Source organism: Paraburkholderia polaris, from assembly GCF_012927345.1.
Lineage (GTDB): Bacteria > Pseudomonadota > Gammaproteobacteria > Burkholderiales > Burkholderiaceae > Paraburkholderia > Paraburkholderia polaris.
Genome location: NZ_JABBGJ010000152.1, coordinates 1 through 1,132 on the forward strand (window position 1 = coordinate 1; position 1,132 = coordinate 1,132).

Below are 1,132 nucleotides of genomic sequence, written 5' to 3' on the forward strand. Positions count from 1 at the left end.
AGGCATTGTTGCGTCTCCTTCTATGCGCCGGGCGCTGCGTACGCTGATGCCAGCCTTCGCTGCGGCGATCTCCTGCGAGTGATGTTTGCGTTTGGACATGTAGAGGCGAACCTGTTGGTCGGTAATGCGGGTTCCAGACATGTAGCTGATCGCTTTTTTATTCGATCAGCCATCGTAGAGCCCGGCCGACTCGGCGCCGCCGGTGATGCGTCGTCTTCGGCGGCTACGCCGCCTTCGACTCCTCATCACCGGCCAAAACCTTCGCCGCTACACCGGCCAACATGATTGTCGCCGTCCAGGCGTCATACTTCCGGCGGCGCTGCGCGCGCCGAAGAGTACTTCATAAAACCACACGCTACGTCTCAGCTCTCGCGTTTGGGCTCTTGCGTTCGAGGTCTCACGTTTCGGTTCTTGCATTTTGTCAGCACCGTGACTCGTCGTCGCATCGCCACTGCGGCCGCCAGTAGGAGTGCCACTGCCACTGCAAGTGCAAGTGCAAGTGCAAGTGCAAGTGCAAGGGCGAGTGCGGGTGCAAGTGCAAGTGCAACACACCGCCATTTCATTCGAAGTGGTGGTTCACCCGTGAAGTGCAGTGGCGTCTCGCCGAGGCGAAGCCGATGGCTCCCGCCGCGTCGAACGAAGCCCCTGGTTTCCCATGCAGACCCATCCGCGACGCACGCAGTGCGGAGTGGGAGCTGACGACTCCCTTGTCACAAGTATCAGAAGGTAGGAGGGCCCGGATTCCACGGAGCCACTACCTCCTCCAGGCAACGGTGCCCACTTAGCATGAGCGGTTTGAGCCGCTTTCTTTTGCCTACTTTTCTTTGCGGCAGGGTAACTATTCAGCAGCCGGAAGCGGCGAAACGACGAATCCGGCGAAGCCCAAAGCCAGCGCATCGATCAGCGAACGGTTCTGTTTGCGCAGACTGGCAAGGTAGGAGCGGATCGTGCAGAACGCTTCCATGCCTGATACCGCACGGAAACACCCTGAGATTTTCTGTTTGAGCTTGGGCATGCGGATATCGCGTTCGGCCTGGTTGTTGTCGAACGGTACCCGGTGATCGGCAATGAAGCGCCACACCTGGCTCGCCTGCATCTGCAGACGCCGGACCAGGTTATAGGTAAAGCTTTG

1 protein-coding gene is annotated in these 1,132 nt (G+C 59.2%); it reads right to left on the reverse strand.

What is annotated here, in order from left to right; translation table 11 throughout:
• Window positions 1-838: 838 nt before the first annotated feature.
• On the reverse strand, window positions 839-1,132 hold a 294-nt coding region (locus tag HHL24_RS43435), incomplete at its 5' end, for an IS66 family transposase (RefSeq protein WP_169484698.1).